This is a genomic window from Serratia nevei (assembly GCF_024160145.1).
Taxonomy (GTDB): Bacteria; Pseudomonadota; Gammaproteobacteria; order Enterobacterales; family Enterobacteriaceae; genus Serratia; species Serratia nevei_A.
In genome coordinates, this window is sequence record NZ_JAMYWQ010000051.1 from 1 (window position 1) to 26,634 (window position 26,634).

24 protein-coding genes and 1 pseudogene are annotated in these 26,634 nt (G+C 59.6%); 18 read left to right on the forward strand and 7 right to left on the reverse strand.

All coding sequences use genetic code 11. From position 1 onward, the window contains the following. A partial coding sequence (locus M6G53_RS22895; RefSeq protein WP_253333459.1) for an IS3 family transposase occupies positions 1 to 94 on the forward strand: 94 nt, incomplete at its 5' end. Positions 95 to 144: 50 nt separating this feature from the next. Here M6G53_RS22895 and queD read toward each other — a convergent pair. Next, positions 145 to 504: a 6-carboxytetrahydropterin synthase QueD gene (gene queD / locus M6G53_RS22900; protein WP_004932638.1), complete on the reverse strand. Its 360-nt coding sequence runs from the start codon at positions 502 to 504 to the stop codon at positions 145 to 147. A 436-nt stretch (positions 505 to 940) separates the two neighbouring features. Between queD and cysJ the strand changes: the two genes are divergently transcribed. From cysJ to cysH, 3 genes are all read left to right on the forward strand, one after another. Further along, the gene (gene cysJ / locus M6G53_RS22905) at positions 941 to 2,743 is read left to right on the forward strand and encodes an NADPH-dependent assimilatory sulfite reductase flavoprotein subunit (protein ID WP_253334702.1); all 1,803 of its coding nucleotides are present in this window, start codon (positions 941 to 943) and stop codon (positions 2,741 to 2,743) included. Further along, positions 2,743 to 4,458: an assimilatory sulfite reductase (NADPH) hemoprotein subunit gene (gene cysI / locus M6G53_RS22910; RefSeq protein ID WP_253334704.1), complete on the forward strand. Its 1,716-nt coding sequence runs from the start codon at positions 2,743 to 2,745 to the stop codon at positions 4,456 to 4,458. The genes cysJ and cysI overlap by 1 nt, the downstream gene beginning before the upstream one ends. Before the next feature lie 61 nt (positions 4,459 to 4,519). After that, entirely contained in the window at positions 4,520 to 5,254 is a 735-nt protein-coding gene (gene cysH, locus M6G53_RS22915) for a phosphoadenosine phosphosulfate reductase (protein WP_074055925.1), read from the forward strand. 55 nt (positions 5,255 to 5,309) lie between these two features. On the opposite strand, the gene M6G53_RS22920 is transcribed toward cysH, so the two are convergent. Continuing rightward, positions 5,310 to 6,380, reverse strand: coding sequence for an aminopeptidase (locus M6G53_RS22920; protein WP_253334706.1), 1,071 nt, complete (start codon positions 6,378 to 6,380; stop codon positions 5,310 to 5,312). A 261-nt stretch (positions 6,381 to 6,641) separates the two neighbouring features. Here M6G53_RS22920 and cysG point away from each other — a divergent pair, with 261 nt between their 5' ends. From cysG to M6G53_RS22945, 5 genes are all read left to right on the forward strand, one after another. Next, on the forward strand, positions 6,642 to 8,072 hold the full coding sequence (cysG, locus tag M6G53_RS22925; protein WP_253334708.1) for a siroheme synthase CysG: 1,431 nt from the start codon (positions 6,642 to 6,644) through the stop codon (positions 8,070 to 8,072). A 22-nt stretch (positions 8,073 to 8,094) separates the two neighbouring features. After that, positions 8,095 to 9,003, forward strand: coding sequence for a sulfate adenylyltransferase subunit CysD (gene cysD, locus M6G53_RS22930; protein WP_004932620.1), 909 nt, complete (start codon positions 8,095 to 8,097; stop codon positions 9,001 to 9,003). A gap of 11 nt (positions 9,004 to 9,014) precedes the next feature. Further along, a complete protein-coding gene (gene cysN / locus M6G53_RS22935; RefSeq protein WP_253334709.1) occupies positions 9,015 to 10,442 on the forward strand; it encodes a sulfate adenylyltransferase subunit CysN in 1,428 nt (475 codons plus the stop codon). Further along, positions 10,381 to 11,070 (forward strand): adenylyl-sulfate kinase, encoded by a 690-nt coding sequence (cysC, locus tag M6G53_RS22940; protein ID WP_253334711.1) that lies wholly within the window; start codon positions 10,381 to 10,383, stop codon positions 11,068 to 11,070. Before cysN ends, cysC begins: the two co-directional genes overlap by 62 nt. A gap of 84 nt (positions 11,071 to 11,154) precedes the next feature. Beyond that, positions 11,155 to 11,481 (forward strand): DUF3561 family protein, encoded by a 327-nt coding sequence (locus M6G53_RS22945; protein WP_253334713.1) that lies wholly within the window; start codon positions 11,155 to 11,157, stop codon positions 11,479 to 11,481. A 52-nt stretch (positions 11,482 to 11,533) separates the two neighbouring features. Here M6G53_RS22945 and M6G53_RS22950 read toward each other — a convergent pair whose 3' ends face one another. From M6G53_RS22950 to M6G53_RS22960, 3 genes are all read right to left on the reverse strand, one after another. Beyond that, a complete protein-coding gene (locus tag M6G53_RS22950; RefSeq protein ID WP_253334715.1) occupies positions 11,534 to 12,256 on the reverse strand; it encodes an amino acid ABC transporter ATP-binding protein in 723 nt (240 codons plus the stop codon). Further along, positions 12,240 to 12,959: an amino acid ABC transporter permease gene (locus tag M6G53_RS22955; protein ID WP_253334729.1), complete on the reverse strand. Its 720-nt coding sequence runs from the start codon at positions 12,957 to 12,959 to the stop codon at positions 12,240 to 12,242. Before M6G53_RS22955 ends, M6G53_RS22950 begins: the two co-directional genes overlap by 17 nt. A 114-nt stretch (positions 12,960 to 13,073) precedes the next feature. Then, complete coding sequence (locus M6G53_RS22960) at positions 13,074 to 13,844, reverse strand: basic amino acid ABC transporter substrate-binding protein (protein ID WP_033637160.1); 771 nt, start codon at positions 13,842 to 13,844, stop codon at positions 13,074 to 13,076. 402 nt (positions 13,845 to 14,246) lie between these two features. Here M6G53_RS22960 and ftsB point away from each other — a divergent pair, with 402 nt between their 5' ends. The 4 genes from ftsB to truD are packed head-to-tail and all read left to right on the forward strand — an operon-like array spanning position 14,247 to position 16,813. Then, the gene (ftsB, locus tag M6G53_RS22965) at positions 14,247 to 14,567 is read left to right on the forward strand and encodes a cell division protein FtsB (protein WP_021505314.1); all 321 of its coding nucleotides are present in this window, start codon (positions 14,247 to 14,249) and stop codon (positions 14,565 to 14,567) included. Positions 14,568 to 14,570: 3 nt separating this feature from the next. Continuing rightward, positions 14,571 to 15,278, forward strand: a complete 708-nt coding sequence (gene ispD, locus M6G53_RS22970; protein ID WP_253334716.1) for a 2-C-methyl-D-erythritol 4-phosphate cytidylyltransferase — start codon at positions 14,571 to 14,573, stop codon at positions 15,276 to 15,278. A 10-nt stretch (positions 15,279 to 15,288) separates the two neighbouring features. Then, entirely contained in the window at positions 15,289 to 15,762 is a 474-nt protein-coding gene (gene ispF / locus M6G53_RS22975; RefSeq protein ID WP_004932594.1) for a 2-C-methyl-D-erythritol 2,4-cyclodiphosphate synthase, read from the forward strand. A gap of 4 nt (positions 15,763 to 15,766) precedes the next feature. After that, the gene (gene truD / locus M6G53_RS22980) at positions 15,767 to 16,813 is read left to right on the forward strand and encodes a tRNA pseudouridine(13) synthase TruD (RefSeq protein ID WP_253334717.1); all 1,047 of its coding nucleotides are present in this window, start codon (positions 15,767 to 15,769) and stop codon (positions 16,811 to 16,813) included. 70 nt (positions 16,814 to 16,883) lie between these two features. On the opposite strand, the gene M6G53_RS22985 is transcribed toward truD, so the two are convergent. Further along, complete coding sequence (locus M6G53_RS22985; RefSeq protein WP_253334719.1) at positions 16,884 to 18,617, reverse strand: hypothetical protein; 1,734 nt, start codon at positions 18,615 to 18,617, stop codon at positions 16,884 to 16,886. Between the two features lie 408 nt (positions 18,618 to 19,025). Here M6G53_RS22985 and surE point away from each other — a divergent pair, with 408 nt between their 5' ends. The 4 genes from surE to rpoS all read left to right on the forward strand — a co-directional run bounded on the left by surE (position 19,026) and on the right by rpoS (position 22,784). Next, on the forward strand, positions 19,026 to 19,787 hold the full coding sequence (surE, locus tag M6G53_RS22990; RefSeq protein WP_253334721.1) for a 5'/3'-nucleotidase SurE: 762 nt from the start codon (positions 19,026 to 19,028) through the stop codon (positions 19,785 to 19,787). After that, positions 19,781 to 20,407 (forward strand): protein-L-isoaspartate(D-aspartate) O-methyltransferase, encoded by a 627-nt coding sequence (locus tag M6G53_RS22995; protein ID WP_253334723.1) that lies wholly within the window; start codon positions 19,781 to 19,783, stop codon positions 20,405 to 20,407. The genes surE and M6G53_RS22995 overlap by 7 nt, the downstream gene beginning before the upstream one ends. 325 nt (positions 20,408 to 20,732) lie before the next feature. Beyond that, positions 20,733 to 21,731, forward strand: coding sequence for a murein hydrolase activator NlpD (gene nlpD / locus M6G53_RS23000; RefSeq protein ID WP_253334725.1), 999 nt, complete (start codon positions 20,733 to 20,735; stop codon positions 21,729 to 21,731). Between the two features lie 54 nt (positions 21,732 to 21,785). Beyond that, entirely contained in the window at positions 21,786 to 22,784 is a 999-nt protein-coding gene (rpoS, locus tag M6G53_RS23005; protein WP_019455119.1) for an RNA polymerase sigma factor RpoS, read from the forward strand. Positions 22,785 to 22,862: 78 nt separating this feature from the next. Here rpoS and mutS read toward each other — a convergent pair whose 3' ends face one another. Next, positions 22,863 to 25,424: a DNA mismatch repair protein MutS gene (mutS, locus tag M6G53_RS23010; RefSeq protein WP_253334727.1), complete on the reverse strand. Its 2,562-nt coding sequence runs from the start codon at positions 25,422 to 25,424 to the stop codon at positions 22,863 to 22,865. A 158-nt stretch (positions 25,425 to 25,582) separates the two neighbouring features. Here mutS and M6G53_RS23015 point away from each other — a divergent pair. Beyond that, positions 25,583 to 26,506 (forward strand): annotated as a pseudogene (locus tag M6G53_RS23015) (integrase); the annotation flags it as partial. Positions 26,507 to 26,634: the final 128 nt, after the last annotated feature.

Sequence of the window (26,634 nt, forward strand, 5' to 3'; positions counted from 1 at the left end):
CTACATTGATTACTACAACCATGACCGCCTCAGAGAGAAACTAAAAGGCCTGAGTCCGGTAGAGTATCGAACTCAGGCCACGAAGGCCGCCTGAATTTACATCGTCCAACTTATGGGGGGCAGTTCATTGCGGCGCCCTTTCTTTTAACCTTTATATACGCATCCCGCAGTACAGGTCTCTTTCACCATCACCGCAGTCAGTTCCGGCAACTGGGGCTTGAGCTGCTGCCAAATCCAGGCGGCGAGCACTTCGCTGGTGGGATTTTCCAATCCTGGAATATCGTTCAGATAATGGTGATCCAACCGCTCCCAGATCGGGGAAAACACAGCCTTGAGCTCGGCGAAATCCATCACCCAACCGGTGTGGGGGTCCACTTCACCGGTCACTTCCAGACGCACCATAAACGAATGCCCATGCAGGCGGCCGCATTTATGGCCCTCCGGCACGTGCGGCAAACGGTGTGCGGCTTCAAACTGAAAATCTTTAAACAGCGTGGTTGCCATTATTACGGCCTCATTGACTCAAAAACCGCCGCATAGTACCGGAAAGCGCGTCTGCTTGCCATTTATACCGTTATGGTCTAGCGCCGCGGCAACCGCGCCCGGTTAACACTTTTTTTGTTTGGTGTTTGCGGCACCTATCGGCTGGGGTTATGAACCGAAATGTTGAACGGTGAAAAAACGATGAAAAAAAGCGCTTTAATTTCATTTGGATAAAAAACTTTGTTTAACGGTTTAAGCGTTATCCCTTACCAGAAAAACAGCTTAGTCATTTTGGTTATGATTTATTGCTATCCCTTATTTAATCGTTGCTATTCTGCTCGGTAACCTTACAAACTCTCCTGATCTTTTCCGCACACCCGACGCAGCGAAGAGACAGCGACTGACACTGGCGCGCGCCTGGCAGGAAAGGCGCTAAGTATAGGAAATAACTACAGCAATGACGACTCAGGCTCCTCCAACCTCTTTGCTCCCGCTGACGCCCGAACAGCTGGCACGCCTGCAGGCGACGATCGGCGACTATTCGCCGACGCAGCTGGCGTGGCTGTCCGGCTATTTTTGGGGCATGGTCAATCAACAGCCCGGAGCCGTGGCCAGTGCGCCTGTCGCCCCTGCGGCTGCCGCCGGCATCACCCTCATTTCCGCTTCGCAGACCGGCAATGCGCGCCGCCTGGCGGAGCAGCTGCGCGACGATCTGCTGGCCGCCAATCTGAGCGCCACGCTGATCAGCGCCGGCGACTACAAGTTCAAGCAGATAGCCCAAGAGCGGCTGCTGGTGATTGTCGCCTCCACGCAGGGGGAGGGCGAACCGGCGGAAGAAGCGGTGGCGCTGCATAAGTTCCTGTTCTCGAAGAAGGCGCCGAAGCTGAATGATACCGCTTTTGCGGTGTTCGGGCTGGGCGACACCTCTTATGAGAATTTCTGCCAGTCCGGTAAAGATTTCGACGGCAAGCTGGCCGAACTGGGCGCCGAGCGCCTGGTGGAGCGCGTGGACGCCGACGTGGAATACCAGGAACTGGCCGCCGCCTGGCGCAAACAGGTGGTGGCGGTGCTGAAAGCGCGCGCGCCGGCGGAAAGCGCCGCGCCGGGCGTGTTGGCCAGCGGCGCGGTCGATCTGCTCGACAGCAGCCCGTACAGCAAGGAACAGCCGCTCACCGCCCAACTGGCGGTCAATCAGAAAATTACCGGCCGCGCGTCGGATAAAGACGTGCGCCATATCGAGATCGATCTGGGCGACTCCGGCCTGCGCTATCAGCCGGGCGATGCGCTCGGCGTATGGTTCGACAACGATCCGGCGCTGGTGGACGAACTGGTGCAGCTGTTGTGGCTGAAAGGCGACGAGCCGGTCGAGGTGGAAGGGCAAACCCTGCCGCTGGCGCAGGCGCTGCGCAGCCATTTCGAGCTGACGCAGAACACCACGCCGATCGTCGATAAATACGCCGCGCTGTCGCGCGATGAAACGCTGATCGGCCTGTTGGCGGATAAAGCCGCGCTGCAGCAGTACGCGCACAACACGCCGATCGTCGACATGGTGCGTCAGGCGCCGGCGGACCTGAGCGCCGAACAGCTGGTCGGCCTGCTGCGCCCGCTGACGCCGCGCCTGTACTCCATCGCCTCTTCGCAGGCGGAGAACGAAAGCGAAGTGCACATCACCGTGGGCGTGGTGCGTTACGACATCGACGGGCGCGCCCGCAGCGGCGGCGCCTCCGGCTTCCTGGCAGATCGCCTGGAGGAGGACGGCGACGTGCGGGTGTTTATCGAACACAACGACAACTTCCGCCTGCCGGCCAATCCGGAAGCGCCGGTGATCATGATCGGCCCGGGCACCGGCATCGCGCCGTTCCGCGCCTTTATGCAGCAGCGCGACGCCGACGGCGCCGGCGGCAAGAACTGGCTGTTCTTCGGCAACCCGCACTTTACCGAAGATTTCCTGTATCAGGTCGAATGGCAGCGCTACGTGAAAGACGGCCTGCTGACCCGCATCGATCTGGCCTGGTCCCGCGACCAACAACATAAAATATACGTACAAGACAAACTGCGCGAACAGGGCGCGGAAGTGTGGCGCTGGATTCAGGAAGGCGCGCACATTTACGTCTGCGGCGATGCCAATCGCATGGCGAAAGACGTGGAAAACACATTACTGGAACTGGTGGCCGAGCACGGTGGCATGGATACCGAGCAGGCGGATGAATTTTTAAGTGAGCTGCGCCTTGAGCGCCGTTATCAGCGAGATGTTTACTGATGAGTGATAAACACCCCGGGCCTTTGGTAGTCGAAGGCAAACTGGCCGATGCGGAGCGCATGAAGAAGGAGAGCCACTTCCTGCGCGGCACCATCGCCGAAGATTTGAACGACGGCCTGACCGGCGGCTTCAACGGCGACAACTTCCTGCTGATCCGTTTTCACGGCATGTATCAGCAGGATGACCGCGACATTCGCGCCGAACGCGCCGAGCAGAAGCTGGAGCCGCGCCACGCCATGATGCTGCGCTGCCGCCTGCCGGGCGGCATCATCAGCCCGCAGCAGTGGCTGGGCATCGACAAGTTTGCGCAGGAGAGCACGCTGTACGGCAGCATTCGCATCACCAACCGCCAGACGTTCCAGTTTCACGGCATTCTGAAAGGCAACGTCAAACCGGTGCACCAGCTGCTGAACCGCCTGGGGCTGGACGCGCTGGCGACCGCCAACGACGTGAACCGCAACGTGCTGTGCACCTCCAACCCGGTGGAGTCCGAGCTGCATCAGGAAGCCTACGAGTGGGCGAAGAAGATCTCCGAACACCTGCTGCCGCGCACCCGCGCCTACGCCGAGGTGTGGCTGGATCAGGAGAAGGTGGCCACCACCGACGAAGAGCCGATTCTGGGGCCGACCTACCTGCCGCGCAAGTTCAAAACCACGGTGGTGATCCCGCCGCAGAACGACGTCGATCTGCACGCCAACGACATGAACTTCGTGGCGATCGCCGAAAACGGCAAGCTGGTAGGCTTCAACCTGCTGGTGGGCGGCGGGTTGTCCATCGAGCACGGCAACAAGAAAACCTATGCGCGCCAGGCCAGCGAGTTCGGCTATATTCCGCTCGAACATACGCTGGCGGTCGCGGAGGCCGTGGTGACCACGCAGCGCGACTGGGGCAACCGCACCGATCGCAAGAATGCCAAAACCAAATACACGCTGGAGCGCGTCGGGGTGGAGGTTTTCCGCGCCGAAGTGGAAAAGCGCGCCGGCATCACCTTCGCGCCGATCCGGCCGTATGAATTCACCGGCCGCGGCGATCGCATCGGTTGGGTGAAGGGCATCGACGATCAGTGGCACCTGACGCTGTTTATCGAGAACGGCCGCCTGCTGGACTATCCGGGGCGCCCGCTGAAGACCGGCATGGCGGAGATCGCCAAGATCCATAAAGGCGACTTCCGTCTGACGGCGAACCAAAACGTGATCATCGCCGGCGTGCCGGCAAGCGAGAAGGCAAAGATCGAAGCCCTGGCGCGCGATCATGGCCTGATCGACGACGAGATCAGTGAGCAACGCAAGAACTCGATGGCCTGCGTATCGTTCCCGACCTGCCCGTTGGCGATGGCGGAGGCCGAGCGCTTCCTGCCGCAGTTCGTTACCAAGGTGGAAGGGATCATGCATCGGCACGGGGTGAGCGACGAGCATATCGTGCTGCGCATCACCGGCTGCCCGAACGGCTGCGGCCGCGCGCTGCTGGCGGAGCTGGGGCTGGTGGGCAAGGCGGTCGGCCGCTATAACCTGCATTTGGGCGGCAACCGCGAAGGCACGCGCATTCCGCGCATGTACCGCGAAAACATCAACGAAGACGAGATCCTGAGCGAGATCGACCTGCTGGTGGGGCGCTGGGCGAAGGAGCGCAACGCCGGCGAAGGCTTCGGCGATTTCACCATCCGCGCGGGCATCGTCAAACCGGTGCTGGATCCGGCGCGAGATTTCTGGGAGTGAGGCCGGGCGGCCCCTGGGCAGAGGGGCCGCACAGGTCATTTCAAGTAGCAGGAGAGACAACATGGCTGAATTCGATCTGGCGGCGCTGAACGCGTTGCCCAAATCCGGGCAGGCGCTGGCATTGGCGGTGGTCAACGGCCAACTGGAGACCCTCAGCGCCGAACAGCGCGTTGCATGGGCGCTGGAGCATCTGCCCGGCGAGTTCGTACTCTCGTCCAGTTTCGGCATTCAGGCGGCGGTGTGCCTGCACCTGGTGACGCGCATCCGGCCGGATATCCCGGTGATCCTGACCGACACCGGTTACCTGTTCCCGGAAACCTACCGCTTTATCGATCAACTGACCGACCAGCTGAAGCTGAATCTGCAGGTGTTCCGCGCCGAACAGTCGCCTGCCTGGCAAGAGGCGCGCTATGGCAAGCTGTGGGAACAGGGCGTGGAAGGGATTGAAAAGTACAACCAGATCAACAAGGTTGAGCCGATGAACCGCGCGCTGGAGACGCTGGGGGCACAGAGCTGGTTCGCCGGCCTGCGGCGCGAGCAGTCCGGCAGCCGCGCCAATCTGCCGGTGCTGGCGGTGCAGCGCGGGGTGTTCAAGATCCTGCCGATCATCGACTGGGACAACCGCAAGATTTACCAGTATCTGACCGAACACGGGCTGAGCTATCACCCGCTGTGGGATCAGGGCTACCTGTCGGTAGGCGATACCCACACCACCCAGAAGTGGGAACCGGGCATGAGCGAGGAAGAGACGCGTTTCTTCGGCTTGAAGCGCGAGTGCGGCCTGCACGAAGGCTAAACGAGGCGAATCACACGACAGGGCTCAGCAATGCTGGGCCCTGTTTTTTTGCGGGCTACTTTTTCTTCTGTGCTTTCGGCGGGTGCGCCTGTGCCAGCTCTTTGATCAGCGGCAGCAGGATCTGCACGCTGTCGCGGCTGCGTTTGTCGATCCGCCCCGGCAGGTAGCGATCCAGGTACTGCAGGTTGTCATACTGCGGGCGGTGCCAGGTGATGCCCTGCGGGAAGTGCGGGCTGACGGCGCGCTGCTGGTAGCCGTCCTTGTCGCCCAGCGACCAGTTGGTGGCCTCCACCGACAGCACCGGGATGCCTGCGGCGTCGAATACCTCTTGATCGGAGCAGCAACCGGTGCCCTGCGGATGCTGTGCGTTGCCCGGATTGGTGGCGGCGGCGATGCCGTAGCGGTGGGCGATATCCAGAGCGCGATCGCGGGAGCGTTTCGCCATCTGCGGCGGCGTGTGGCGCCCGGCGTTGAAGTACAAACGATCGCCGGTGATCAGGCTGTCGAGGTTGATCACCAGCACGGTGTTGCTTTTCTCTTCCGCGCTCATGCGTTGCAGGTAGTTCTGTGCGCCCAGCGAGCCGAGCTCTTCGGCGCTGGTGGCGACGAAGCGCAGGCCGTAGGCGGTAGGGATGCTCTTCAGGCGCTCCGCCAGTTCCAGCATCACGCCGATGCCGGAGGCGTTGTCGTCGACGCCCTGCAGCGTCAGGCCGCCGAGGTTGTTATCCAGATCTTCGTCGCTCTGCGGCGTGTAGGTGTCGAAGTGGGCGACGATCACTATCTGTTTCGGGCTGTCGCCGTTGCGGGCGGCGATCACCGAGCTGGCGGTGACGTTATTCCAGTTCTTCTTGCCGTCTTTGCTGGTGTAGAGATAGCGCGTGTTGACGCTGCGAATGTCGCTTTGGTAACCCATCTTGGCGAACTGCTGCTTCAGGTAGTCGGCGGTGAGCAATTCGGCCGGGCTGCCCGCCATGCGGCCGGGGAAGTAAGTGGCGATGTGGCGGGTCTGTTCGGCTGCGAAGCGGCCCATTGGCGCGTCTTTTGCGGGCTGTGCGGCACAAACGCTGAAGACGCCGCCGAGTGCGAGGGCCAGCAGGCTGGTCTTCAGGTAACAACGGGAAAACATACCGAAAAATCCTTCTTTGCTATCGGCGCTGCCGATCATTTTTCTGCGGTACCCAGTATGAGACGCCGGGCGGCATTACACAATTTCCCCGTCTCTTAATTTTCGCGCGAGCGCGCAAACCGCCGCCGCAGTTATCACCGTTTGCCTCTGGCGTTGCGGCCTATATTCCATAAAGGAACTAATCATTCCTTTTCGTCATTTCAGAGGCTAAATCTCAGCCCGTATAGTCACACTATCTTTCTGTTATATGAAAAGGCTGTTGTGGACTATCTACCAATATTCGCCGACCTGAAACAACGTCCGGTGCTGGTCGTTGGCGGCGGTGACGTGGCTGCGCGCAAAGTCGATCTGCTTCAACGCGCCGGGGCTGAAATACGGATAGTTGCGCAGTCGCTCTCACCGGAACTGGAACAACAACGTCAGCGAGGGCAACTGCTCTGGCTGGGGAAAACCTTTGACCCGCAGCAGCTGGACGACGTGTTTCTGGCGATCGCCGCCACGGACGACAACGCGCTGAACGCCGCGGTGTTCGCCGAAGCGGATAAACGCCGGGTGTTGGCCAACGTGGTGGACGATCAGCCGCGCTGCTCGTTTATCTTCCCGTCGATCATCGATCGCTCGCCGCTGGTGGTGGCGGTATCGTCCAGCGGCCAGGCGCCGGTGCTGGCGCGGTTGCTGCGCGAAAAGCTGGAGGCGCTGCTGCCCGCCAGTCTGGGGCAGATGGCGCAGGTGGCGGGCCGCTGGCGCGGCCAGGTCAAACAGCGGCTGGCCTCGATCGGCGAGCGGCGCCGTTTCTGGGAGAAAACCTTCGGCGGCCGTTTCGCCACGCTGGTGGCCAACGGCCAGACGGCGCAGGCGGAGCGGCAGCTGGAGCAGGATTTACACCGTTTCGCCGCAGGCGATGAAGGCGCGCAGGGCGAGATAGCCCTGGTGGGCGCCGGGCCGGGCGACGTGGGGTTGTTGACCCTGCGCGGGCTGCAGGTGATGCAGCAGGCGGACGTGGTGCTGTATGACCATCTGGTCAGCGGCGAGATCCTCGATCTGGTGCGCCGCGACGCCGAGCGCATCTGCGTGGGCAAGCGCGCCGGCGCGCACTCGGTGATCCAGGAAGAGACCAACCGGCTGTTGGTGGAGCTGGCGCAGCAGGGCAAACGCGTGGTGCGCCTCAAGGGCGGCGACCCGTTCATCTTTGGCCGGGGCGGCGAAGAGCTGCAGGTCGCCGCTGCCGCCGGCATTCCGTTCCAGGTGGTGCCGGGCGTCACGGCCGCCGCGGGGGCGACCGCTTACGCCGGCATTCCGCTGACCCACCGTGACCACGCGCAGAGCGTGACCTTTATCACCGGCCACTGCCGCCTCGACGGCGATGGCCTGGACTGGGCCGATCTGGCCCGGGCGCGGCAGACGCTGGCTATCTACATGGGCACCATGAAGGCGGCGGACATCAGCCAACGCCTGATCGCCCACGGCCGGGCTGCCGATACGCCGGTGGCGGTGATCAGCCGCGGCACGCGCGCCGATCAGCAGGTGCAGATCGGCACGCTGGATCAACTGGAACATCTGGCCCAACGGGCGCCGCTGCCGGCGCTGCTGGTGATTGGCGAAGTGGTGGAACTGCACCATCAAATCGCCTGGTTCGGGCATCAATCGCAGACGGAAGGGGCCGCGCGCCCGGCCGTCGTGAATTTGGCATAGGCAAGGCTTTTAAGGACCTGTTATGGACGAAAAACGACTCACTCATTTGCGGCAATTGGAGGCGGAGAGTATCCATATCATCCGTGAAGTCGCCGCTGAATTCGCCAACCCGGTGATGCTGTATTCCATCGGCAAAGACTCTTCCGTGATGCTGCATCTGGCGCGCAAGGCGTTCTTCCCCGGCACGCTGCCGTTCCCGCTGCTGCACGTCGATACCGGCTGGAAGTTCCGCGAAATGTACGAGTTCCGCGATCGCACCGCGAAAGAGTACGGCTTCGAGCTGCTGGTGCATAAAAACCCGGAAGGGGTGGCGATGGGCATCAACCCGTTCGTGCACGGCAGCGCCAAGCATACCGACATCATGAAGACCGAGGGGCTGAAGCAGGCGTTGAACAAGTACGGTTTCGACGCCGCCTTCGGCGGTGCGCGGCGCGACGAGGAGAAATCGCGCGCCAAAGAGCGCATCTATTCGTTCCGCGATCGCTTCCACCGTTGGGATCCGAAAAACCAGCGGCCGGAGCTGTGGCACAACTACAACGGCCAGATCAACAAAGGGGAGAGCATCCGCGTCTTCCCGTTGTCGAACTGGACCGAGCTGGATATCTGGCAGTACATCTTCCTGGAAAAGATCGACATCGTGCCGCTGTACCTGGCAAAACCGCGCCCGGTGGTGGAGCGCGACGGCATGCTGATGATGGTGGACGACGATCGCATCGATCTGCAGCCGGGCGAAGTGATCAGCCAGCGCATGGTGCGTTTCCGCACCCTGGGGTGCTGGCCGCTGACCGGCGCGGTGGATTCGCAGGCGCAAACCCTGCCGGAGATCATCGAAGAGATGCTGGTCTCCACCACCAGCGAACGCCAGGGGCGGATGATCGACCGCGATCAGTCCGGCTCGATGGAGCTGAAAAAGCGTCAAGGGTATTTCTAAGGAGCCGCCGGATGAACAACGCAATCGCACAACAAATCGCTGACCAGGGCGGCGTCGAATCCTACCTGCACGCGCAGCAGCACAAGAGCCTGCTGCGCTTTCTGACCTGCGGCAGCGTCGATGACGGCAAAAGCACTCTGATCGGCCGCCTGCTGCACGATACCCGCCAGATATACGAGGATCAGCTGTCGACGCTGCACAGCGACAGCAAACGCATCGGCACCCAGGGCGAGAAGCTCGATCTGGCGCTGCTGGTGGACGGCCTGCAGGCCGAGCGCGAGCAGGGCATCACCATCGACGTGGCCTATCGCTATTTCTCGACCGAAAAACGCAAATTTATCATCGCCGATACCCCGGGGCATGAGCAGTACACCCGCAACATGGCCACCGGCGCCTCCACCTGCGATCTGGCGATCCTGTTGATCGACGCACGTAAAGGGGTGCTGGACCAGACTCGTCGCCACAGTTTTATCGCAACCCTGCTGGGCATTCGCCATCTGGTGGTGGCGGTGAACAAAATGGATCTGGTGGGCTACCAGGAAGCGGTGTTCGAGCAGTTCAAACAGGATTACCTGACCTTCGCCCAGCAGCTGCCAGGCGATCTGGACATCAAATTCGTGCCGCTGTCGGCGCTGGACGGCGACAACGTGGCGAGCGAAAGCGCCCATATGCCGTGGTACAGCGGCCCGACGCTGCTGGAAGTGCTGGAGAGCGTCGACGTGGTCAGCGAGCGAGAAAACCAGCCGCTGCGCTTCCCGGTGCAGTACGTCAACCGCCCGAACCTCGATTTTCGCGGCTATGCCGGCACGCTGTCCGCCGGCGTGGTGCGGGTGGGGCAACGGGTCAAGGTGCTGCCTTCCGGCGTGGAGTCCAGCGTGGCGCGCATCGTCACTTTCGACGGCGATCTGCAAGAGGCGGTGCCGGGCGAGGCGATTACGCTGGTGCTGAACGATGAAGTGGACATCAGCCGCGGCGATCTGCTGGTCGACGCCGGCGAAAGCCTGCAGGCGGCGCAGAGCGCGCTGGTGGACGTGGTATGGATGGCCGAGCAGCCGCTGGTGCCGGGCCAGAGCTACGACATCAAAATAGCCGGTAAAAAGACCCGCGCCCGCGTGGAGAGCATCCGCCATCAGGTGGAGATCAATACGCTGGCGCAGCACCCGGCAGACACGTTGCCGCTCAACGGCATCGGTCTGGTGGAGCTGACCTTCGACGAGCCGCTGGTGCTGGACAGCTATCAGAGCAATCACGACACCGGCGGGCTGATCTTCATCGATCGCATGAGCAACGTCACGGTCGGCGCCGGTCTGGTGCGTGAGGCGCTGCAGGCCGCCTCGGCGGCGCACGGCGAGTTCAGCGCCTTCGAGCTGGAGCTGAATGCGCTGGTACGCAAGCACTTCCCGCACTGGGGCGCACGCGATCTGCTCGGTGGCCGATAACGTGGCCGCTGAACGGAGGGCGACCGGGCCGGACGATGAGAACGTGGTTTGGCATCCGCACGCGGTGGCGCGCGCGGATCGCGAAGCGCGCAACGGCCATCGCGGCGTGGTGCTGTGGTTTACCGGGCTGTCCGGCTCGGGCAAATCCACCGTCGCCGGCGCGCTGGAGCAGGCGCTGCATGGGCTCGGCGTCAGCACCTATCTGCTGGACGGCGATAACGTGCGCCACGGCCTGTGCCGCGATCTCGGCTTCTCCGACGAGGATCGGCGCGAGAACATCCGCCGGGTGGGGGAAGTGGCCAAACTGATGGTGGATGCCGGGTTGGTGGTGCTGACCGCGTTCATTTCGCCGCACCGCGCCGAGCGGCAGATGGTGCGCGAAATGCTCGGCGACGATCGCTTTATCGAAGTGTTCGTCGACACGCCGTTGGCGATCTGCGAGGCGCGCGATCCGAAGGGATTGTATAAAAAAGCGCGCGCCGGCGAGCTGCGCAATTTCACCGGTATCGACGCGGTTTACCAGGTGCCGCAGCGGCCGGAAATCCACCTCGATGGCCAACAATTGGTAACAAATTTGATTGCGCAATTGTTAGACGTGTTGCGTGGTCAGGCTATTATCAAACCCTGAATTCAAAAAAAGCGTGTGGCGTTTTGCGCCATGCGCTTTTTACTCTAAGCCGCCGCAGAGCGAGCCGAATAACCAGGGATCACTATGCAAAATGTCACGCCTATCTTGATCGACGCCAAGCAGCCGAAACAGGAGAAAGAGGAGCCCTCTTATTCTTTCCTGGGCGGCGTCAGCGGCTTTGTTTTCTACTGGCTGGCGTTCGCGTTGCCGTTTCTGGTTTACGGCTCCAATACGCTGTTTTTCCTGCTCTATACCTGGCCATTCTTCCTGGCGCTGATGCCGCTATCGGTGCTGATCGGCATTACCCTCAGCATGCTGTTGCGCGGCCGTCTGATCCTGACGCTGCTGCTGACCGGCGCTATCGTGCTGTGCCTGTTCTGGCTGGTATTCAGCTTCCTGACCGGGTGGTGAGAGAGCGGGCGCCGATGCCGGCGCCCGAAGGATTGCAAAGCGGTGCCGAAGGTTACAAAACTTTGCTCAGAAACGCCTGTGTGCGCGGATTGGCCGGATGGCTGAAGATCTGCTGCGGCGCACCTTCCTCCTGAATGATCCCCTGATCGATAAACAACACCCGGTCAGCCACCTCGCGGGCAAAGCCCATCTCATGCGTCACCACCACCATGGTCATGCCTTCGTGGGCCAGGGATTTCATCACCGTCAACACTTCGCCCACCAGCTCCGGATCGAGCGCCGAGGTGGGTTCGTCGAACAGCATGATCTTCGGCTCCATCGCCAGCGCGCGGGCGATCGCCACCCGCTGCTGCTGGCCACCGGACAGGCTGTTGGGGTAGGCGTCTATCTTGTCGAGCAGCCCGACCTTGTGCAGCAGCTGCTCGGCTTGCGCGATGGCTTCGGCACGCGGCCGTTTCTTCACGCTGACCGGCGCCATGATGATGTTTTCGAGCACCGTCATGTGCGGGAACAGGTTGAAGCGCTGGAACACCATGCCCACGCTTTCACGCATCTTGTTCAGGTCGGTTTTTTGATCGTGGACGGCGAAGCCGTTGACCTCGATCTCGCCGCCGGAGAGCGTTTCCAGCGCGTTGATGCAGCGCAGGAAGGTGCTCTTCCCTGAGCCGGAAGGGCCGATGACGCACACCACTTCGTTGGTGGCGATCCGGCAGGAAATGCCGCGCAGCACGTGGCTTTCGCCGAACTGTTTTTGCAGGTTATGGACGCGAATCACTTTTACCGAACCTCTTTTCCATGTGTTGCACCAGCAGCGAAAGCAGGAAGGTGATGACCCAATAGACCAGCGAAATGGTCAGGTAGGGCTCCCAGTAGGTGGCGTAGGCGCCGGAGACGGTGCGGGCGGCATAGGCCAGATCCGCCAGACCGATGGCGGAGGCCAGCGACGAATCCTTGACGATGGCGATGGCATTGTTGCCCAGCGGCGGCAGCATGCGGCGGAAGGCCTGCGGCAGGATAACTTGTCGCATGGTCTTGCCGTAGCTCATGCCCAGCGAACGCGAAGCCTCCATCTGGCCGCGATCAATCGACTGGATGCCGGCGCGGAAGATTTCCGACACATAGGCGCCGGCGTTGAGCGTGATCGCCACCACGCAGGAGAGAAAGGCACCGTAGTCGGCGCGCAGCGCGCGGGCAAAATCGACGCTCATCAGGCCGCTGGTGACCAACAGGCCGTCGCGCGGGTTGATGAACAGCGGCACCAGCGCGAAGTGCACCACCATGATCTGCACGAACAGCGGCGTGCCGCGAAAGGCGCTGATGTAAATGCGCACCGGCCACTGAACGCCATAATGCAGGACAGGTTTCCAGATGCCGTGCGGCGCCTGCGCCAAGCGGCCCAGCCCGAGAATCAATCCCCAGGTGGTGCCGAGCAGCACGCAGATAATGGTGCATTTGATGGTCATCCAGGCGCCTTCCATAAACAGCGGCGCGTATTCCTGGATGATCTCCCAGCGGAAGTTCAAAGGGTATTCCTTCTTGGTAGGCTGAAACGGTGGTGCGCCGACGGCCTGGCGGGCGCCGGCGACAGGGCATTATTCCGCCGGCAGCGTCGGCACGTTGCTGTCGAACCAGGTTTGGTAGATCTTGGCGTAGGTGCCGTCGGCGACGATCTTCTTCAGGCCGGCGTTGATCTTGTTACGCAGCTCGTCGTTGCCTTTGGCGACGGCGATGCCGAAATACTGGCGCTCGAACTTGGCGTCGGACACCAGTTTGAAGGCTTTCTCCGGATGGGTCTTGATATAGAACTTGGCCACGCCGACGTCGCCGACCGCCGCACCGATGCCGTCTTCATACAGCTCCTGCAGCATCAACGGAGTATTGTCGAAGCGCTTGATGGCGGTGCTGTTTTTGCCCAGCACATCGGACACCACGATGTCGCCGGTGCTGGAGTTCACCACGCCGACCTTCAGCGCTTTCAGCGCGGCGATGGAGTCTACCGTCGAGTCTTGCGGCACCACGATGGCTTGCTCCGCCGGGAAGTAAGGCGCCGAGAAATCAACCATTTGCTTGCGTTTGTCGGTGATGGTGATGCCGGAAATGATGATATCGCGATCGCCGGAATTCAACGTGGCGAAGATCCCTTCCCATGGCGTATTGATCAGTTTGATTTGGAAGCCTTCGGCCTTGGCCACCGCTTTGATGATGTCGATGTCGAAACCTTCCAGCTGTTTTTGGCTGTTTTCAAATTCGAACGGCCGATAGGTGCCGCCGGAGCCGACGACGTAGGTAGGTTCAGCCGCCAACGCGGCGGTGGAGAAGGTGGCGGCCAGGCAGGCGCCGATCAGAACTAAACGTTTTAACATCGCGATCCCCGATAATGAAAGGTTATATATTGGAATTATTTATGCACTGTTAGTGCATAAAAATAAGCTTCAATGAATGAAAGTGCAACCGCTGCATGATGATTATTCTTTCTATGGCGTTAAATATTCATTTTTTTCGCTGTTATGGTGCAAGCGACGGGGTAGCGGCAGCAGTGCAGTGGTTCTTGCTGCATAATGAGGGAAGGGCAGTGTGTGCCTCATCGGAGAACGCGTCGTGCGCGCTGGGTAAAAGGGGCTTTTTTTGCCGCTTTCGCCGCGGATTCAGCCGATAAACTCGGGAATCCTTCATCCGTATTCTGAATTTGGCGTTGAAATGCCGCTCTCAGTGTGGAGTCCAATGAAAAGTTGTGGGATGATTGGTCGGTTTTTCAGGGGGCGGAGATGGGAAAACTTACGCTGCTATTGCTGGCATTGCTCGGTTGGTTACAGTATTCACTGTGGCTGGGCAAAAATGGTATTCACGATTACGTGCGGGTCAATGAAGACGTTGCGGTCCAACAGGGCAGTAACGCTAAGTTGAAAGCGCGTAACGATCAGCTGTTTGCCGAAATCGATGATTTGAACGGCGGTCAGGAAGCGATCGAAGAGCGAGCGCGTAATGAGCTGGGCATGATTAAGCCCGGTGAGACTTTCTATCGTCTGGTTCCTGACCAATCCAGACGCAACGCGGCGTCTTCCTCGCAAAACAACGCACAAAAATAACGCATGAATCACTCCGCAGGCACCTTTCCCTCGGTGATTGCCGTCTTGCCCGCTGCCGGTATCGGCAGCCGCATGCAGGCGGAATGTCCGAAGCAATATTTAACCATCGGCCGGCACAGCATCGTCGAGCACGCCATCCACGCCCTGTTGCGCCACCCGCGCATCGAGCGGGTGATCGTGGCGATCGGCCCCGAAGATCGCCAATTCGAACAGCTGCCGATCGCCCAGGATCCGCGGGTGATCGTCACCGAGGGCGGCAGGCAGCGCGCCGATTCGGTGATGGCCGGGCTGAAGCTGGCGGGCGATGCGGACTGGGTGCTGGTGCACGACGCTGCGCGCCCCTGCCTGCACGCCGACGATCTCGAGCGCCTGCTGGCGATCACTGCACACAGCAAGGTCGGCGGTATTCTCGCCGCGCCGGTGCGCGACACCATGAAACGCGCCGAACCCGGCCGCGAAACCATCGCCCACACCGTCGAGCGCCAGGATCTGTGGCACGCGCTGACGCCGCAGCTGTTTCCGCTGCCGCTGCTCAGGCAATGCCTGCAGCGCGCGCTGGATGAAGGCGCGAACGTCACCGACGAAGCCTCGGCGCTGGAGCATTGCGGTTACCATCCGCAGCTGATCGCCGGCCGGGCGGACAACATTAAAGTAACGCGGCCGGAGGATTTGGCGCTGGCGGCGTTCTATTTGACTCAGTTAGACAATTAAGGAGCGCAACATGCGTATCGGTCACGGTTTTGACGTACATAAATTCGGCGGCGAAGGCCCGTTGGTGATCGGTGGCGTTCGCATCCCTTACGACAAAGGTTTGCTGGCCCACTCCGACGGCGACGTCGCGCTGCATGCCGCGACCGACGCCCTGTTGGGCGCGGCGGCGCTGGGCGACATCGGCAAGCTGTTCCCCGATACCGATCCGGCATTCAAGGGCGCCGACAGCCGCGAGCTGCTGCGCGAAGCCTGGAAACGCATTCGCGCCAAAGGGTACCGCCTCGGTAACCTCGATATCACCATTATCGCCCAGGCGCCGAAAATGGCGCCGCACATCCCGCAGATGCGCGTCTTCCTGGCGGAAGATCTGCAGTGCCATATGGATGACGTCAACGTGAAGGCCACCACCACCGAGCAGCTCGGCTTCACCGGGCGCGGCGAGGGCATCGCCTGCGAAGCGGTCGCCTTGCTGATCAAGGAATAACCGCATGGATATGGCGAATCTGACCTGGCTGCATGGCCGGCCGCAGAGCACCGGGGTGTTGAAAGCCAATCCGGAAGATTTCGTGGTGGTGGAAGACCTGGGCTTTGCGCCGGACGGCGAAGGCGAACACGTGCTGGTGAACATCCGTAAAAACGGCTGCAATACCCAGTTCGTGGCCGACTATCTGGCGCGCTTCGCCGGTATTCACGCCCGTTCCGTCAGCTATGCCGGCTTGAAGGATCGCCACGCGGTGACCGAACAGTGGTTCTGCCTGCATATGCCGGGCAAGGACACGCCGGATTTCTCACGGTTTACGCTGGAAGGCTGCGAGGTGCTCTCGTCTGCCCGCCACCTGCGCAAAATGCGCATCGGCAACCTGAAGGGCAACCACTTTACGCTGGTGCTGCGCCAGATTTCCGACCGGCAGGACGTGGAACGCCGCCTGCAGGCTATCGCCGCGCAGGGCGTGCCGAACTATTTCGGCAGCCAGCGTTTCGGCCGCGGCGGCAACAACCTGGTGATGGCGCGCCGCTGGGCGAATGATGAGATTCGCGTCAAAGAGCGCAGCAAGCGCAGTTTCTACCTGTCCGCCAGCCGCAGCGCGCTGTTCAATCAGGTCGCGAGCAGGCGCCTGGCCGACGGCCTGCAGCGCACCGTGCTGGAGGGGGATGCCCTGCAGCTGAGCGGCCGCGGCAGCTGGTTCGTCGCCAAAGCCGATGAGCTGGGGACGCTGCAACAGCGCCTGGATGCCGGTGAGCTGGTTGTCACCGCGACGTTGCCGGGCGACGGCGAGCCGGGTACCGCCGGCGATGCGTTGGCATTTGAACAACAATGTCTGGCGGAGCAGCCGGAATTGCTTGCGCTTTTAAAGCGCGAGCGTGTCGAACCCGCTCGTCGGGCCCTGCTGTTGCAGCCGCAAAATTTGCAGTGGAACTGGTGGGATGAGGTTACCGTGGAGCTGCGTTTCTGGCTGCCGGCAGGCAGCTTCGCCACCAGCGTGGTTCGCGAGATCATGCTGCCCGATGACAGTGATGCGGATATCAGCGAGTAACGGAGAATGGCCGTTTAGGTTTTGACGGGCCCGCAAAGCCCCGGCCAACCAGGCCGGGGCTTTTGCGTTTTTATGCCAGCGCTTCCCACTGCGGGGCCGCCATGCCGCTCAGCGTGATAGACGGCGAATTGTAGTGCATGTCCGCCACCGTTTGTTGCAGATCGCGGTTACCTAACGAGAAGACGATATCCTGGTTGTCAAAGCCGTGGTTGCCATTGCTGTCGATGATGATATACAGCGCATTGCCCAACTTTATGGCACCGACTTCCGCCAGCGCATGTTCGCTGGCGCCGCCGGTGGCTTTACTGAGCGCTGCGCTGAACAGGGATTGCGCATCGGCAGCGCCGCCCAACGTGGAGAACAGGGCATTCACATTGCTCGCACTGCCGTAGTCGCCATAGGAAACCAGCGATTTGCTGCCGGCCGCTGAGAACGCCCATGGCTGTGTGGCGTCGCCTGCATTGATCCGGTCGTTGGCCGCATGATAGTCGGTGATTTTGACCTGGCTGGAAATGGTGCTGTGGGCGAAATTAATCGTGTCGCCGTGGGAACCCGAGCCGTGTCCGGTGATGGTGGTGTTGCCGATGACGCTGAAGCTGTCGTCTTGCGAAGCGCCTTCTACCACCAATTGCTTGCCGGCCAGCGTGTTGATGATGGCGCTGAATTGCCCGCTGTTTTGCAGGCTACCCAGCGTATTAGAGAAGTCGCCGCCGCCGGTGCCGCCAATCTCGCTGCGAATGTCCACGCTGATTGGCGCGAGATTGCCGTTGGGGTTGCTCAACTCACCTACGTAGATGCGGGCCAGCGAATCGGTAAAGCCCGCTTTGACATTGAGCTTCAGCACATAATTATTCGCACCGCCCAGGGCAAAGCCGTTGAGGCTGATATCTGTGATGTGATTGCTTCCGCCGGATAACGTTAATTCAGAATGGGTAAAGTTGGCGGTGATATTTAATATTTCTTTCACCGGGTTGTTGGTGTAATGGCTGGTAACGGCGAAGGTGCCGCCGTTGATTTTCTGGTTGCTATAGGCGGGGGGCGTATCGGTATAAGGATTAAACTCTTTGCCAATATCAATATTCAAATCGGTCGTGACATTTTTGCCCTGAACTTTTGCCAGTTCGACATGTAATTTACTGGCGGCCGTTGCGTCATCAAATATACGGATGGTGGTGGGAATATATTGCCCAGCCGAGTAAGAGGCATTGGCGTTAATTAAATGGACGTTGTCTGCAAATCCGCTGAGGGAAAAAGCGAGCGGCGCGCTGGGGAAGTAGGGCGATTGCTCGATGTTGCTGACACCAGCATAAGCGGCGTTGTTGATGATGGCGTTGCCGAAGATAACGCCGGCATCGAAGGTATGGGCCCCCTCGGTCGCTACGGTTTGTCCGTCAAGCTGTATGCTGCCGGTGCCGACATAGCCGGCGAGATCGAGGTAGCTGAATTGGTCGAAGTTGCCGATGTTGCTGTTGATGACCGCGGATTTCGTGCCGTTGGCGGCGGTCGCGATCAGGATATCTTTAGTGATGAAGTTGGCGGACAGAATCGTCGTGTTATTTGTGCCGAATTCGGCGCTGCCATTGGCGCGGAAATTGGCGCTGACAATGTTTGGCCCGCCGTTGGTCGAATTGCCGGCCCAGCTCAGCATATTAAAACCACTGCCTATCTTGATATGGGCTTTGGAAATCGTTAAGTCTGAGGTTGGAGAGATAATTACATTGGTATTGTTGATGTTGGTGAACGATAGGTTGTCTGTTTCCGGTGTTAGTTCAATCGGATAATTCGCCATCGATAAAGTGGTCATAATGGTTTTTCCCCTCTGTGAATAATGAGTTTAAGTATTTAAAGCTCAAGCCAATAAAATATAGATGGGAAGCAGCAAGCCCGCTAAGAAAGTTGTTTGGGTTTTGTTTTGTTTGGTTATTATTTAAATTAAATTTATTCTTTATGGGCCGTCTTGGGCGCGACAGGGTTCCCCGCATGTCGTGGGGGGGTAAATGCATTACCGCCGCTGGGCTACGGACGCCGTTTCTACGGTGAGTTCGGATGGCGCCGGCATGAAGTTCGATGCGCTAGTAACACAATCAAGTTCGGTTATAATTCGGGGCAAAGTGAACCAGGGTGATCCAATGAATCCGCAGCCGGAGCCTACCGGATAACAAGAGTGCGGTTTTAAGTTTGCTTGTTATGACAACAAGAGGTTGAGTTTACAATGCGGATATTGTTGAGTAACGATGACGGCGTCAGCGCCCCGGGCATTCAGGTGCTGGCGGCGGCGCTGCGGGAATTCGCCGAAGTGCAGGTGGTGGCGCCGGATCGCAACCGCAGCGGCTCTTCCAATGCCCTGACGCTGGAATCGCCGCTGCGCACGCAGACGCTGGCCAACGGCGACATTGCGGTGCTGCAGGGGACGCCGACCGACTGTGTCTATCTTGGCGTGAACGCTTTGATGCGTCCGGCGCCGGATATCGTGGTCTCCGGCATCAACGCCGGGCCGAATTTGGGCGACGACGTCATCTATTCCGGCACCGTCGCGGCGGCGATGGAGGGGCGGCACCTGGGGCTGCCTGCGCTGGCGGTGTCGTTGAACGGCCATCAGCATTACGCGACCGCCGCCGCCATTACCTGCCGCATCCTGCGTGCGCTGCAGCGTGAGCCGTTGCGTACCGGAAAAATCCTGAATATCAACGTGCCGGATCTGCCGCTGGCGGAGGTCAAAGGCCTGCGCGTCACCCGCTGCGGCAGCCGCCATCCCGCCGATAAGGTCTTCTGCCAGCAGGATCCGCGTGGACAAAATCTCTACTGGATCGGGCCGCCTGGTGATAAATTTGATGCCGGGCCGGATACCGACTTTGCGGCGGTGGAACAAGGCTATGTGGCGATCACGCCGCTGCAGGTGGATTTGACCGCCTACGCGGCGCAGGAAGTCGTGAAAACATGGTTAACCAAGGCAGAGGTTAGCGGGGAATGGTGAACAAGCGCATGCAAACATTGCTGACGCAGCTGCGGCAGCAGGGGATCCGGGACGAAAAGCTGCTGCGGGCGATAGAGGCGGTGCCGCGCGAGCGTTTTGTCGACGAGGCGCTGGCTCACAAGGCTTACGAAAATACCGCGCTGCCGATCGGCTCCGGGCAGACTATTTCTCAACCTTATATGGTGGCGCGCATGACCGAGCTGCTGAACCTGACGCCCACCTCTCGGGTGCTGGAGATCGGCACCGGTTCCGGTTATCAAACCGCTATCCTGGCGCATCTGGTGCAACACGTTTGCTCCGTCGAGCGCATCAAGGGGCTGCAGTGGCAGGCCAAGCGCCGCCTGAAGCAGCTCGATCTTCACAATGTCTCCACCCGCCACGGCGACGGCTGGCAGGGGTGGGCGTCGCGCGGCCCGTTCGATGCGATCATCGTCACCGCCGCCCCGCCGGAGATCCCGCAGGCGCTGGTGGAACAGTTGGACGATGGCGGCATTCTGGTGTTGCCGGTGGGCGAGCAGGCCCAAACCCTCAAACGCATTCAGCGCCATGGCAACGACTTTGCCGTCGACTCGGTGGAGGCGGTGCGTTTTGTGCCGCTGGTGAAAGGCGAACTGGCCTAGCGATTGTCTGATTTTTCGACCGTCTGCAAAATCTGTTGCACTTTCATCACGTCCGGATAAGGTTTTCTCGTTCCAATCAGGTTAATTTTCACTAGAATTGGCCTTTCTACGTAGTTGTCTTATGGTGCGGCAACGCCAATGTGGTTAGCATTGGCGCGCGTTTTGATGCTCCGGCGCGAGACGACCTGGCGTTCAGGGATCGGCCGGCGGCGCCTTTGCATCGCAGAAACTGGGAAGTGGCAAAAGCTCGGCTACGATGTAAAGGGTATTTTGGATATATCACTGATATTGCTGTCATGGGGGAAGCATGAGCACGGGAAGCCCAATGATTACATTACGCCGGGTAGCGGTGTGTACGATGGTAAGTTTGTGGTTGGCGGGGTGTACGAACAATGCCTCGACGTCGGCCCCTATCAGCAGCGTGGGCGGCGGCGGCGCCGTTCCATCCGGCAATAATAATGGCGGCGCGCAGCAGGTTGGCCCAGAGGGCCGCATTGTCTATAACCGCAGCTATAACGCCATCCCTAAAGGGAGCTACAGCGGCGGCGATACCTATACGGTCAAGCGCGGCGACACCCTGTTTTACATTGCCTGGATCACCGGCAACGATTTCCGCGACCTGGCGCAGCGCAATAATATTCCCGAGCCATACAGCCTGAATGTTGGCCAAACCATTCAGCTTGGTAATGGTTCTGCCAACGGCGGCGGCGGTATGCTGGCGACGACAGACGCGACCAAAGGCGGCGTTCCGAAGCCACCTTCCAGCTCCCAGATCCAGACGGCAACGGTTGATTCTCAATCAACTAACGCGTATTCTGAAAACTCGGGTAAACAGAATGTAGGTAAGATGTTACCTGCAGCAGGTGCCGCAGCGGTTGGGACCGCAGCTGCGCCTGTTACCGCACCGGAAGCCGCTCCACCCGTGAGCAGCACCGTCAGCAACAGTTCTCCGGTCAGTACCTGGAGATGGCCGACTGACGGTAAGATTATTGATAACTTTTCCTCATCAGAAGGTGGGAATAAGGGCGTCGATATCGCCGGTTCCCGTGGGCAGCCTATCTTCGCTACCGCCGATGGCCGCGTAGTGTATGCCGGCAACGCTTTACGGGGTTACGGTAATCTAATCATCATCAAACACAATGATGATTACCTGAGCGCCTACGCTCATAACGACACAATGCTGGTCCGGGAACAACAAGAAGTGAAGGCGGGTCAAAAAATAGCCACTATGGGTAGCACCGGTACCAGTTCAGTACGTTTGCATTTTGAAATTCGTTACAAGGGGAAATCCGTAAACCCGCTGCGTTATCTTCCGCAGCGATAGATTGGGCAGAATACGCTGAGATTCTGCTCGCGGTATCACGGGTAGGAGCAGCATATGAGCCAAAATACGCTGAAAGTTAACGAGTTACATGATGATGCGGATTTCGACGAGAATGGAGCTGAGGCCGAGTCGTTTGATGAAAAAGCGCTGGTAGAAGAAGAGGCCAGCGAGAACGATTTAGCGGAAGAAGAGCTGTTGTCTCAAGGCGTTACGCAACGCGTATTGGATGCGACGCAGCTCTATCTGGGTGAGATCGGTTATTCACCTCTGCTGACCGCAGAGGAAGAAGTCTATTTTGCGCGGCGTGCTCTGCGCGGTGACGTGCCGTCCCGCCGCCGTATGATTGAAAGCAACCTGCGGCTGGTGGTGAAAATCGCCCGCCGCTACAGCAACCGCGGTCTGGCGCTGTTGGATCTGATCGAAGAGGGTAACCTCGGTCTGATTCGCGCAGTGGAAAAATTCGACCCGGAACGCGGCTTCCGCTTCTCCACTTACGCAACCTGGTGGATCCGTCAGACGATTGAACGGGCGATCATGAATCAAACCCGTACCATTCGTTTGCCTATCCATATCGTCAAAGAACTGAATGTCTATCTGCGCACCGCGCGCGAGCTTTCCCATAAACTGGATCATGAACCGAGCGCTGAAGAGATTGCCGAGCAACTCGACAAGCCGGTGGATGACGTCAGCCGCATGTTGCGCCTGAATGAGCGCATCACCTCGGTGGATACGCCGCTGGGCGGGGATTCGGAGAAAGCGCTGCTGGACATTCTGGCCGACGAAAAGGACAACGGGCCTGAAGACACCACGCAAGATGACGATATGAAGCAAAGCATCGTCAAATGGCTGTTCGAGCTGAACGCCAAACAGCGTGAAGTGTTGGCGCGTCGTTTCGGCCTGCTGGGCTATGAAGCGGCGACGCTGGAAGACGTGGGCCGGGAGATTGGCCTGACGCGCGAGCGCGTCCGTCAGATTCAGGTTGAAGGTCTGCGCCGCCTGCGTGAAATTCTGCAGATGCAGGGCCTGAGCATTGAGGCGCTGTTCCGCGAATAACGCCGGTTGTTAACCGCATCAAATAAAAACGGTGAGCATGATGCTCACCGTTTTTTTATGCCCGCTTCCGGTACCCGGTTACACCATATTTTTCAGCCGGTAGATCCATTCCAGCGCCTGGCGCGGCGACAGGGAATCCGGATCCAGTGCCTCCAGGGCTTCTACCGCCGGCGAAGCCTCTTCCTGCAGCAGCGTCATCTGGGTGGCATCGACGCTGCCCGAAGCGGTGTGGCTGGAGAGTGACTCCAGCTCGCGCAGCTTCTGGCGGGCGCGCTTGATGACGTCGCGCGGCACGCCGGCCAGCGCGGCGACCGCCAGGCCATAGCTTTTGCTGGCGGCACCGTCCTGCACGCTGTGCATGAAGGCGATGGTGTCGCCATGTTCGAGCGCGTCCAGATGCACGTTGACCACGCCTTCCATTTTCTCCGGCAGGGTCGTCAGTTCGAAGTAGTGGGTGGCGAACAGCGTCATCGCCTTGATGCGGTTGGCCAGGTTCTCGGCGCAGGCCCAGGCCAGCGACAGGCCGTCGTAGGTGGAGGTGCCGCGGCCGATTTCATCCATCAACACCAGGCTGTGCTCGGTGGCGTTGTGCAGAATATTGGCGGTTTCGGTCATCTCTACCATGAAGGTGGAGCGGCCGGAAGCCAGATCGTCCGCCGCGCCGACGCGGGTGAAGATACGATCCACCGGGCCGATGGTCGCCTTGGCGGCCGGTACGTAGCTGCCGATGTGCGCCATCAGCACGATCAGCGCCGTTTGCCGCATATAGGTACTTTTCCCGCCCATGTTTGGGCCGGTAATGATCAGCATGCGGCGCTGTGGCGACAGGGTGAGCGGGTTGGAGATAAACGGCTCGCTCAGCACCTGCTCCACCACCGGGTGGCGGCCTTCGGTAATGCGGATCCCCGGTTGCTCGCTCATGGTTGGGCAAGCGTAGTTCAGGGTATCGGCGCGCTCGGCCAGGTTGGCCAGCACGTCCAGCTCGGCCAGTGCGGCAGCGCTTTGCTGCAGTTCAGCCAGGTGCGGCAACAGCAGATCGAACAGCTCGTCATACAGGCTTTTCTCGATCGCCAGCGCCTTTCCCTTGGAGGTGAGCACCTTGTCTTCGTACTCTTTCAATTCCGGGATGATGTAGCGCTCGGCGTTTTTCAGCGTCTGACGGCGCACATAGTGGATCGGCACCAGGTGGCTTTGGCCGCGGCTGACCTGAATGTAGTAGCCGTGTACGCCGTTGAAACCGACCTTGAGCGTGTCCAGCCCCAGCTTTTCACGCTCGCGGATCTCCAATCGATCGAGGTAGTCGCTGGCGCCGTCGGCCAGCGCGCGCCATTCGTCCAGCTCGCTGTTGTAACCGGGGGCGATGACGCCGCCGTCGCGCACCAGCACCGGCGGCGATTCAATCACCGCGCGTTCCAACAGCTCGCGCAGCTCGTCGAACTGGCCCACCTGCGACAGCAGCTGCTGCACGTGCGGGGTATCCACGTCTTGCAGCAACGCGCGGATGTCCGGCAACTGCTGGAAAGCATGGCGCATACGCGCCAGATCGCGCGGCCGCGCGGTGCGCAGCGCCAGGCGCGCCAAAATTCGCTCTTGATCGCCCACCTGGCGCAGCGAAGGCTGCAGATCGGTGAACAGCGCCTGCAATGCGCCGATCGCCTGTTGGCGGGCGGTGAGAACCTTGATATCGCGGGTTGGCATGTGCAGCCAGCGTTTCAGCATGCGGCTGCCCATCGGCGTGACCGTGCGATCGAGGATCGCCGCCAGCGTGTTGTCGCTGCCGCCGGACAGGCTCTGCGTCAGCTCCAGGTTGCGGCGGGTGGCGGCGTCCATGATGATGCCGTCCTGCTGGCGCTCCATGGTGATGCCGCGAATGTGCGGCAGCGACGTGCGCTGGGTATCTTTGACGTACTGCAGCAGACAGCCGGCGGCGCGCAGCGCCTGGTGCGCCTGTTCGACGCCGAAACCGGTCAAGTCGCGGGTACCGAATTGCAGGTTGAGCTGCTGACGCGCGGTCTCCAGCTCGAATTCCCACAGCGGGCGGCGGCGCAGGCCGTGGCGCTGTTCGATCAGCGCCATTTGTTCGAAGGTTTCCGGGTAGAGCAGCTCGGCCGGATTGGTGCGCTGCAGCTCGGCGGCCATGGTTTCCGGATCCTGCGGCTCGGCGACGCGGAAGCGGCCGGAGCTGACGTCCAGCGTGGCGTAGCCGAAGCCGCGCGCGTCCTGCCAGATCGCCGCCAGCAGGTTGTCCTGGCGCTCTTGCAGCAGCGCTTCGTCGGTGATGGTGCCGGGGGTGACGATACGCACCACCTTGCGTTCGACCGGCCCTTTGCTGGTGGCCGGATCGCCGATCTGCTCGCAGATGGCGACGGACTCGCCGAGCTGCACCAGCTTGGCCAGGTAGTTCTCCACCGCGTGGTGCGGCACGCCGGCCATCGGGATCGGTTCACCCGCCGAGGCACCGCGTTTGGTCAGCGAGATATCCAGCAGTTGTGAAGCGCGCTTGGCGTCGTCGTAAAACAGCTCGTAGAAGTCGCCCATGCGGTAGAACAGCAGGATTTCAGGATGCTGGGCCTTGAGGCGCAGGTACTGCTGCATCATGGGTGTGTGGCTAGAGAAGTCCTTGTCAGTGTTTTCATTCATATTGATTTTACTCATTTTTTATTCTTTCAGGTGCTCATGTGGCCCCAGGTAAATTCCCTTTAAACCCACATAAACCCATAAATTTGTAGCTCACTTGTAGCCTAGAATGTGATAGGTTACCTTCTAATCATTCTTGGGCTACAAATAGTGGTGATACTTTGAAAACAACTCTCAGTCAGGCTTTTATTATCAATAAGTTAAGCATTGGTGTGAAGCCCACCCTTAACCATGCGGGAAAAGTCGTTTTCGAAGCAAACCCAGAGCATAAACCTTACATAGTTTTTGATGACCACCGCGACTCACCAGTTGGCTTTGGTGTGAAGGTTAGTTTGACGAAAAAAACCTATGTAATCCAGCGAAGAGTATCTTCTGGTGATCGTAGTGTGAGTGAAGGTAAGAAACCAAGTTCTGTGCTTAAAGTAAAAGTTGGGAATGTTTCTGATTTTCCGAGTATCGATCAAGCTCGTGAAGCAGCCCGACAGTTGGTTCAGACGATGATCGCAACAAAGAGGAATCCTAATAGGATTAAGCGAGAAACAGAAGCTTCAGAACTCACTATCAGTGAAATGTTCGCTCAATACCGTCAACACCTACTTGGAAGGTCTAAACCAGCAAAGCCGAATACACTTAATGTGCTGAACAAAGCAGAAAATCGTCTGAAAGAGTGGGAAGCTTTACGAGTGAAGGATCTCACTGGTAATGACATCCTTCGTAAGTTTGATGAAATTGCCTCAAGAGCCAGAACAGCAGCGGAGCAGACATTCAGGTGGGCCAACGTTGCGGTCAAACACGCAATCGAGATTGAAGCAGGGAATGCGCAGACACAGCAACGGCAGCCTTCACTATCCTACAACCCTTTTAGTATTTTAAAGGTACAGAAAAAATTCAGGACTCGTTCTGAGCTTGAAGATAGCTACAAAGCGAAAGGTGTTCGAAACCCACTTTCTCCAAAAGACAGCTTAGGTAGATTTCTGACTGCACTACACAACAAGAGAAGCTTTAACCGTTTGGGTTGTGATTACCTACTGTTGACGGTTCTTCTTGGTGCTCGTAAAGAAGAAACAGCTTCTCTGTGCTGGCGAGTGATCTCTTCCCTTTGTTCAGTACCGGCGTAAAGTAGAGTTTTCGGCCTTTCTTCTCCTGAAAAAAGAGGTCATCTGATATGAAAAAGACCCGTTATACCGAAGAACAGATCGCGTTTGCCCTGAAA

Coding starts and splice junctions, on each gene's coding strand:
- queD (WP_004932638.1), bottom strand. CDS start 504: ATGGCAACCACGCTGTTTAAAGATTTTCAGTTTGAAGCCGCACACCGT.
- cysJ (WP_253334702.1), top strand. CDS start 941: ATGACGACTCAGGCTCCTCCAACCTCTTTGCTCCCGCTGACGCCCGAA.
- cysI (WP_253334704.1), top strand. CDS start 2,743: ATGAGTGATAAACACCCCGGGCCTTTGGTAGTCGAAGGCAAACTGGCC.
- cysH (WP_074055925.1), top strand. CDS start 4,520: ATGGCTGAATTCGATCTGGCGGCGCTGAACGCGTTGCCCAAATCCGGG.
- M6G53_RS22920 (WP_253334706.1), bottom strand. CDS start 6,380: ATGTTTTCCCGTTGTTACCTGAAGACCAGCCTGCTGGCCCTCGCACTC.
- cysD (WP_004932620.1), top strand. CDS start 8,095: ATGGACGAAAAACGACTCACTCATTTGCGGCAATTGGAGGCGGAGAGT.
- cysN (WP_253334709.1), top strand. CDS start 9,015: ATGAACAACGCAATCGCACAACAAATCGCTGACCAGGGCGGCGTCGAA.
- cysC (WP_253334711.1), top strand. CDS start 10,381: ATGCGCTGGTACGCAAGCACTTCCCGCACTGGGGCGCACGCGATCTGC.
- M6G53_RS22945 (WP_253334713.1), top strand. CDS start 11,155: ATGCAAAATGTCACGCCTATCTTGATCGACGCCAAGCAGCCGAAACAG.
- M6G53_RS22955 (WP_253334729.1), bottom strand. CDS start 12,959: ATGGAAGGCGCCTGGATGACCATCAAATGCACCATTATCTGCGTGCTG.
- M6G53_RS22960 (WP_033637160.1), bottom strand. CDS start 13,844: ATGTTAAAACGTTTAGTTCTGATCGGCGCCTGCCTGGCCGCCACCTTC.
- ftsB (WP_021505314.1), top strand. CDS start 14,247: ATGGGAAAACTTACGCTGCTATTGCTGGCATTGCTCGGTTGGTTACAG.
- ispD (WP_253334716.1), top strand. CDS start 14,571: ATGAATCACTCCGCAGGCACCTTTCCCTCGGTGATTGCCGTCTTGCCC.
- ispF (WP_004932594.1), top strand. CDS start 15,289: ATGCGTATCGGTCACGGTTTTGACGTACATAAATTCGGCGGCGAAGGC.
- truD (WP_253334717.1), top strand. CDS start 15,767: ATGGATATGGCGAATCTGACCTGGCTGCATGGCCGGCCGCAGAGCACC.
- M6G53_RS22985 (WP_253334719.1), bottom strand. CDS start 18,617: ATGACCACTTTATCGATGGCGAATTATCCGATTGAACTAACACCGGAA.
- surE (WP_253334721.1), top strand. CDS start 19,026: ATGCGGATATTGTTGAGTAACGATGACGGCGTCAGCGCCCCGGGCATT.
- M6G53_RS22995 (WP_253334723.1), top strand. CDS start 19,781: ATGGTGAACAAGCGCATGCAAACATTGCTGACGCAGCTGCGGCAGCAG.
- nlpD (WP_253334725.1), top strand. CDS start 20,733: ATGATTACATTACGCCGGGTAGCGGTGTGTACGATGGTAAGTTTGTGG.
- rpoS (WP_019455119.1), top strand. CDS start 21,786: ATGAGCCAAAATACGCTGAAAGTTAACGAGTTACATGATGATGCGGAT.
- mutS (WP_253334727.1), bottom strand. CDS start 25,424: ATGAATGAAAACACTGACAAGGACTTCTCTAGCCACACACCCATGATG.